The organism is Arcticibacterium sp., assembly GCF_055134445.1.
This window is the reverse complement of the sequence record NZ_JBSRVI010000010.1, coordinates 44944-52488: the sequence shown is the minus strand read 5'-3', so window position 1 is coordinate 52488 and position 7545 is coordinate 44944. Positions and strand designations below refer to the sequence as shown.

Genomic DNA, 7545 nt, shown 5'->3' with positions numbered 1-7545 from the left:
GATTTAAAATAAAATGGCTCCGTAGTTCTCCCGATAGCTATCGGGAGATAGAAAGGGTTCACCGCCCGTTCGGTATACGGTTTACTCGGTGAAGGATTTAAAATAAAATGGCTCCGTAGTTCTCCCGATAGCTATCGGGAGATAGAAAGGGTTCACCGCCCGTTCGGTATACGGTTTACTCGGTGAAGGATTTAAAATAAAATGGCTCCGTAGTTCAATGGATAGAATGAGGGTTTCCGGTACCCTTGATGAGCGTTCGATTCGCTCCGGAGCCACTACAAAATCAAGCATTATCAACTAGAACGCATTTACAAACTCAATAATGGTGTCTCGATGAGTACACCAAATCCAATTAAAACCCATCTCTGCATGAAACCCATTGACTGGTTTCTTTATAATTAGGGCTTAGCATTGTCTTCTTTTTCTATTGAATAGCTATCATCAAATTGTTGGCGAGCATTGCAATGATTAACCTTGCGTAAAACTCCACCCTTCTTAGAAAGGCCGTGTTTCATTTAGAATCCCATTGAAACAAAATTTTCATCCATGTGAAGCACTATGCCAGAGAAAACAATGAAGTTCATTCAAATTTTACATTGTCGCGAAATCCATACAGAATAAGGCAAAATCTGTCGTCATGTCACGACAACTCAGGCAAGACTCATCAAGATGATTTGTTCAGTATGCTCCATTAGGAGAGTAAAAATGGTTGATACCTATTAATTTTAATAAAGAAAACCTGTCTTCTTCACTGACCTTTGGGACGAAAGGAATAAGCTAACGGATATAAAAACAGCTATTTATTACATACAAGTGTACCATTCAACGCTTTGGTTTTTTGATAATGCTACCCAAATCATCCAAGGACATATTGTATTTAAAACCTATCTTCTTTAACAAACCCGTTCATTCTTTTGAAAGATCCAAGGGCATTTATTACGCAGGAATAATCACCTCTATGGCATCGGGAATCAACATTGCTTTAATTTCATTTACTTTTCCAATATATTCTCCATCGACTTGGAAATGCACTTTTTTGACTGACCGTATCCATAAATCATGCGTTTGGAAGACCTCTGTTTTTGAAGAATCAAACGCTCTATGCGTAAAAACCATTTTTAGTACTTCTAGAATCGAAACTTTTTTCACCACTATAACTTCAAACAACGCATCATCTAACTTCCCCACTGGGTTTATTATTGCACCACTACCATATTGCGTAGCATTGGCTATTACTATCATTTCGGCATGTAGTTTAATGGTCTTCTTATCAATTTCCATAACAACTTCCATCTTAGGGTTTTGGAATAAAACGTTTAAACTAACCATAAAATAACCCCACTTACCTCGTTTATTACGAAAATTGAATTTCTTCATGGCATAGGCATTTAGGCCAATATCACTTAGGTGAATACATATTTGATTATTGATATTGGTCAAGTGTATTTTACGGGTAATCCCTTGCAATATTACATCTAAATTCAATTTTGGGTTTTCTGAAATACCTAATTCACTTGCCATGCCATTGGCCGAACCAGCGGGAATAATCCCCAATGGTATGTTTGAATATATCAGACATTCTGCTACTAATTTTATTGTGCCATCTCCTCCTACAGCAATGATTCGCTGTGGCGAAAAAGTGTATATTAATTCTTTGATTGACGTTACTGTACAGTCTTTAGTGAGGTAATGTATTGCATAAAAATGAGGTGACTTTTTAAAATATGTCTTTATCTCCAATGACCAGTCGGTGTTCTTATTTCCTGAAAAAGGATTGACAATAAAAAGTAGTTTGAGAACCAGATTTTCATTCATATAATAAATTCTAATAAGCACTCAGAGTTTAGTAAATTGCTTAAATGGAATGGGAAAACGAAAATTTTACAGCCACAGTAAAAGTCTATCATGGCTATGGACATACCCATAATTTGATTGTTTATGGTCATATTTTAGCTGGAAAAGGTCTTAGCAAAAGTAAGTTTTCTAATAATGTATTTTCTAATATTTCCCATTTAGTGAAGTTGTTTCTTGTAAAGCCACTTCCTTATGTAAAAGTACAATTAGACTGGCAAAACGAACACTTTTTTAGCCTTACTGAAAATGATGGTTTTTTTAAATTTGAATGGCAATCCTCTAAAGAAGTAGCTGCAGGTTGGCATTTGATAAAAGTGCATTTATTAAATCCTCAAAACCAAATCATTGAAACGGGACAAGGTAAAATTTTCGTACCAAATTCTACCCAATACGGTTTCATTTCAGACATTGACGACACCGTTCTTGTATCACATTCGGCTACTACTGGCAAAAAGCTTAGTGTGATGTTTACCAAGAATCCACGTAGCCGAAAAACATTTGCCGATGTCGTGAAATTTTATCAATTGCTTTCATTGGCACACACTGAAGTCAAAAACCCCAATCCTTTTTTTTATGTTTCAAGCAGTGAATGGAATTTATATGATGATTTGAATGCGTTTTTCAAGCATAATGAACTCCCCAAAGGGGCATTTCTATTAAACAAAATCAAAAAATGGTATCAATTGTTCAAAACAGGAACTGGTAAACACCAGAGAAAACTGCTTCAGGTAACTCGAATATTAGATTCATTTCCAAAACAGAGATTTGTTCTTTTGGGCGATAATTCGCAAAGTGACCCAGAAATCTATTCGTCCATAGCAAACAAATATCCCAAACAGATTGCATGTATCTATTTTAGAAATATCAGCCTCAAAAAGGAACGCTCGACTTTAAACTTAATAGACTCAATAAAAGAAAAGTCCATTCATACATACCTGTTTAAACATACCGACGAGGCTATATTACATGCAAAAGGAATTGGATTGATTACTTGATTATTTCTCCCAAAGACTCCTAAACTTACGTTTTAACTTCTTAACAAAACTAGTATCAGACACTTCGAATTCTAGCTCCCCAACCAAAAAACTATATGGTTTTAGTTGCTCAATGTGGTCGCCAACGATTTTGAAAATTGCTAAGAGCGGAATTGCCAATAAAATACCTGGAATACCCCAAACCAATTCACCTAAAACCAGAGCTATAATAGTAAATAAAGGATTTATTTTCACTTGACGTCCTAATATTAATGGCTCCAAAACCCAACCTTGAAATAACTGCACACTAGCGTAAATAATTACGATTCCACCCAAAGTTGATGGGCTAGCTCCGTGCAAAGCCGCTACCAAAAGTGTAAGTGCACTGCCTGTAAGGTTACCTACGTAGGGAATAATTTCTAATAATCCGCATAGAATTGCGAAGAAAATAGCATTTTTTATACCCAGAAAACTAAATCCAATGCCATACATGAACCATAAACAAACTATCATTTTTGAAAGGCCGAGCAAATATTGCTGTGAAACATTGGTGGCACTCGTAAGGATTTGTGCCATTTCAGCTTGTTGTGAAGGCGAAACCAGACGTATAAAAAATTGCTTGATGTGTTTTCGTGAATAGAGCAGAAACAAAAAATATGTAATTATCAATACAAAAAAGGAGATCATTGAGCTCAAAGAGCCGATTGTCAACTGCATGATACTAGCCAGCGAAGGCTGCTCTCCTTCGAGCATTTTTGACTGCTTTGCTAAAGAAATTCCTAAATTACTGAAAATGTATTGTTGTATACTGGTACCGACTTCAATGGCCTTTTGTTTGATAATACCAACGTCCTTGATTAGTCCCGAAATCTGCCAGCCAAGCAGTGAAACCAAAATGGCGACAATTAAAACAAGTAGCAAAAAAGCAAAAAAAGAAGAAACGCCTCTTGAAAACCCTCTCTTTTCTAACCAATTGCAAAAAGGCAAAAACACTGTTGCTAAAATACCTCCTATTAAGAGTGGCATCAAGAACGTTTTCGCATAGTATAAACCCGCCACAACCAAAAAGATAAGTACTATTTTTTTTATGGCGGAATTTGTCGTGACTATCATTGCTTTACTGTTTCTCCAAAAATTTCGTCAGCCAATTTTTCGTCCAAATCATAAATGTCTTTTCTGAAATTCAATGCTCCGGTGTTATCAACCCATGAAGTAAAATAGGCAATATAAACTGGCACAGTTGGGCTTACTTTTATACTCGTTTCGTTATTGGTTTTGAGTATATTATCAACTTTTGATTCACTCCATTCTGTTTCATTTCTAAGCAAATAAAGGGCTAACTTATGCGGCTCTGCAACCCTAATACAACCATGGCTAAAAGCCCTGCTGGACTCATTAAATAAACTTTTAGAGGGTGTATCATGTAAATAAATGCTGAAGTTATTGGGAAACAAAAACTTGATTTTACCTAAGGCATTGTTCTCACCAGGCTTTTGACGAAAATTATACGGAACATTTCCACTGTATTTATTCCAATTAATATTGTTTGCATCTACCACTGTATTTCCTGATAAAACCTCCATATTATTCCTAACTAAATATCCAGCGTTCTTCTTAAGCTTTGGCAAAATTTCATTCCGAACAATGCTAGTAGGCACCCCCCAGTAAGGGTTTAATACAATTCGAGAAATGTTACCCTTGAAAATATTCGTTTTATGTATGTCCTTTCCAACCACTACATTCATTTGCCAAACTTGCTTTTGATTTTCAAAAATGTGTAGCCTAAATTCTGGTATATTCACTAGCAAATATTCATTTTCAATTTCAACAGGTACCCAACGAAGGCGTTCCATATTGACCATTATTTGTTTTATTCGCTGTTCTATGGGTACGTTAAACTCAACTAAAGTTGCAGCATTTATTTTTCCGTTTTCCACTAAACCCATACGATGTTGAAAACGTTTCAGGGCGGTTTCCAATGAATCGGTGAAAATATTTGAGTTCTCTTTTTCTGCTAAATCACCCGTCAAAAACAAGTGCTTTTTAGCACTAGATATACAAGCATTACTGTCGCCGATTGCCAATAATTTTGCGTCAGTTTCAACCATTGGCAAGCCCCCCTTTTTCTGAATTTCTCGGTAATTTATTAACTTAGCTTTGAGTAAAATATAATACTGATTGACAGGCTCTTGCACTTTCTCACCTCTAGTAAATGATACCAGTGAATCGAGTAAAGTTTGGTAGTTTTTCTTTTTGCTAGGAATAAACCATTCGAGGTCGAATGGGTCCGCTATCGTACCACTAAATGTTTTATAGGCATAGTTGAAAAATGTGGTCGTAAGCATCAATTCTAACTGATAAATATTTTTCTCTTGTGAGAGGAATAGTTTCTCGTCAGTTTGCGAAAGCATCATTAAGCTATCCAAAGTACCATTTACCAATACCTTATCTTCAAACTCTTGAATATGACTTAGTAGTTGGCTAAAAAAGTTAGGAGCTGCATTGGTCATCCCTTTTTCGTTGAACCATGCCAATTGATAGTTTCTGCGGTTATAAAACGCCCTTACTTCATTTTGAATGGAGTCGTTAGCAGAAAAATTCTTAAAGAATGAATCAATCTCCAAACTATCCGTTTTTAAATCAGTAAAATTTTGATCTGAATAGACACTTTGGTCAGCCAAAATTGCCTTCCTTTTCTTTTTAACAGATTTGACAATAAAAAAAGTAGCAATGAGGGCACAAATAACAAAAGCAAGGATGCCTAATTGAACCGGTCTTTTTTTAACTATGGATATAAAGTAAGCTTCCATTGGCAAGTACAGGTACTACCTGCGGAATAAGTTCTTGTGGCAAAGCTGGGCAGCCAAAACTGCGACCACAGCGTCCGTGTTGTTGAACAAAAGAGCTACTAACATAAGTAGCCCCGTGAATAATAATTTCTCGGCGACGGGCATTATCGTTAATGCCCTTTTCTAAGCCAAAGAGTAATAGGGCTGAACCGTGTTTTGGACTCTGTATTTCGTTACCCACCATGTAAAACCCTAAGCTACTTTGGTGAGATTCCATAATGTTAGAAAACGAATGAGCCATATTTTCGCCTGAATTTTTACCGTGAGCAACCAACGACGAAAAAAGTAATTTTTTCTCTTCAATATTGATTACAAAAAATCTTTCTACGCTTGAAGGCAGTGAAAAATCAACTATCGTTATGATTGATTTTGTTGGATGAAACTTTTCATAACCAAGCATTGCTTCTTTAAATGCATCATAATTAACAATGCCTGTGAGCTGACAATCCGCATAGATTGATTCTGATGTCTCAATAGCTACAACAGCTGGATTTTCTGTTGCTTTAAAAGAAGAAAAATTAAGAAGAAAATAAAGTAATTGAATGCCGATAAACATAATCTTAATGGAAGCGTTTTAATTGTAACAACAATAACCTAGTATACATTGCGGATAAGACTATTTATCTTTTGACGTGTGAAGCCCTAAAACTTATATCTCGATAAAGTCTTTTTCAAGATTTGATTACAGACCATTTAAAAAATGGCGAATTAACCAACGCCAGTATCTAAACGTTACGCTCTGATACCAACTAATAAACTTCCATTACCATATTCATTTACGTCTACGCCTCATCCTTTGTTGTACGAATCAAACTGATACCTGACAGGAAAAACAGAAAGCCAATTACGCCATAAATGATTGGTCCTTTTATAGCATTTACGCTGGACGAAGAGGAATTTACAAACAAAATTGAGGCATAGATAAGCCCTGCGATTCCCAAAACTGTAAGCAATGCTCCGAAGATTCTTTTAAGATTCATTTGTTTTTTTTTATTTAATGTCTGCTTCAAATTTACTTAGAAGATGTGATACTTTTTCAAAAGCCTACTTAAGTTTAAAACGGCATTAATTAACCTCTATCTTCCTCTAAATCGTTATGGTTATTCCGCCATTACTGTAATAATTATTTTCCTCATCTTTGCTCCCAATGCGTTCCTGATCGTCATCCAACTCCGATCCTGGAAATTCCTGTTTCTCGATATTCTGAGGAGAGGTCGCAGCCTAATGCGATTTCGTATATTCCATTACTAATTCTTGTAAAAACTGATAGTGATTTTCAAGGTTTTCGATGTTAATTTCACCTTCTTTTGATCTGTTTTCTGGCATCTCCATAATGTACTTCAATAACTCCGGAAATTTCTGAAGAATAGTAGTGGTAATGTTTATGATATTTTGTTCTAATTCTAATTTAGCTGTCATTTATCATTTTTTTTTAAACATTACATTTGGTATACGCATCCGCTAAAATCCACGCTTTATCTAAGAAGCCCTTATTGCATATTAGCAACATCTTTACAAAAAAACGATAGGTCGTTAGTTGGACTTATAACCTTCAAAAATTCTCCATTATAAATGGATTCTGAACGTCGGTGTATTATTTTCTGTTGATTTTGTCTTGTTACTACTTCATCGCGTGAAGGAATTTTGCTTCAGACAAAGCTCCGATATTAGTCATCAGAAGTATTACATATTTGAGTGTCAAAGTTATATAATTCACACGTTAGGTAAAACGGGTAATGTGTATCTATGATTCTTCCATATAGCGGTAGTTGGTGGCTAGGTATAAATCCAGCCGGTCATTCTTATTTCTAAAATCTCATTTGATTGAGGGTCAAAATCCAATTTAAGGCTCATAAAATGAGGCACTT

The 7545-nt window shown here is 35.5% G+C and carries 7 protein-coding genes and 1 tRNA gene; 2 read left to right on the top strand and 6 right to left on the bottom strand.

Annotated elements, in window-relative coordinates:
• The first annotated feature begins 203 nt into the window (after positions 1–203).
• A tRNA-Arg gene (locus ACTBZY_RS01060) sits at positions 204–275 on the top strand.
• Positions 276–936: 661 nt separating this feature from the next.
• Here the strand turns inward: ACTBZY_RS01060 and ACTBZY_RS01055 are convergent.
• On the bottom strand, positions 937–1815 hold the full coding sequence (locus ACTBZY_RS01055) for a diacylglycerol/lipid kinase family protein (protein ID WP_463044464.1): 879 nt from the start codon (positions 1813–1815) through the stop codon (positions 937–939).
• Between the two features lie 44 nt (positions 1816–1859).
• Between ACTBZY_RS01055 and ACTBZY_RS01050 the strand changes: the two genes are divergently transcribed.
• A complete protein-coding gene (locus tag ACTBZY_RS01050) occupies positions 1860–2849 on the top strand; it encodes an App1 family protein (protein ID WP_463044463.1) in 990 nt (329 codons plus the stop codon).
• Here the strand turns inward: ACTBZY_RS01050 and ACTBZY_RS01045 are convergent, their stop codons facing one another.
• The 5 genes from ACTBZY_RS01045 to ACTBZY_RS01025 form a co-directional block, all read right to left on the bottom strand.
• Positions 2850–3941 carry an AI-2E family transporter gene (locus tag ACTBZY_RS01045; RefSeq protein ID WP_463044462.1) on the bottom strand — a complete coding sequence of 364 codons (1092 nt, stop codon included), beginning with the start codon at positions 3939–3941 and terminating at the stop codon, positions 2850–2852. It lies immediately after the preceding gene.
• Complete coding sequence (locus ACTBZY_RS01040) at positions 3938–5638, bottom strand: L,D-transpeptidase family protein (RefSeq protein ID WP_463044461.1); 1701 nt, start codon at positions 5636–5638, stop codon at positions 3938–3940. Before ACTBZY_RS01040 ends, ACTBZY_RS01045 begins: the two co-directional genes overlap by 4 nt.
• Complete coding sequence (locus tag ACTBZY_RS01035; protein ID WP_463044460.1) at positions 5610–6233, bottom strand: murein L,D-transpeptidase catalytic domain family protein; 624 nt, start codon at positions 6231–6233, stop codon at positions 5610–5612. The genes ACTBZY_RS01040 and ACTBZY_RS01035 overlap by 29 nt, the downstream gene beginning before the upstream one ends.
• Positions 6234–6459: 226 nt before the next feature.
• Positions 6460–6657 (bottom strand): hypothetical protein, encoded by a 198-nt coding sequence (locus ACTBZY_RS01030; RefSeq protein ID WP_463044459.1) that lies wholly within the window; start codon positions 6655–6657, stop codon positions 6460–6462.
• A gap of 241 nt (positions 6658–6898) precedes the next feature.
• A complete protein-coding gene (locus ACTBZY_RS01025) occupies positions 6899–7096 on the bottom strand; it encodes a hypothetical protein (RefSeq protein WP_463044458.1) in 198 nt (65 codons plus the stop codon).
• Between the last annotated feature and the right edge of the window lie 449 nt (positions 7097–7545).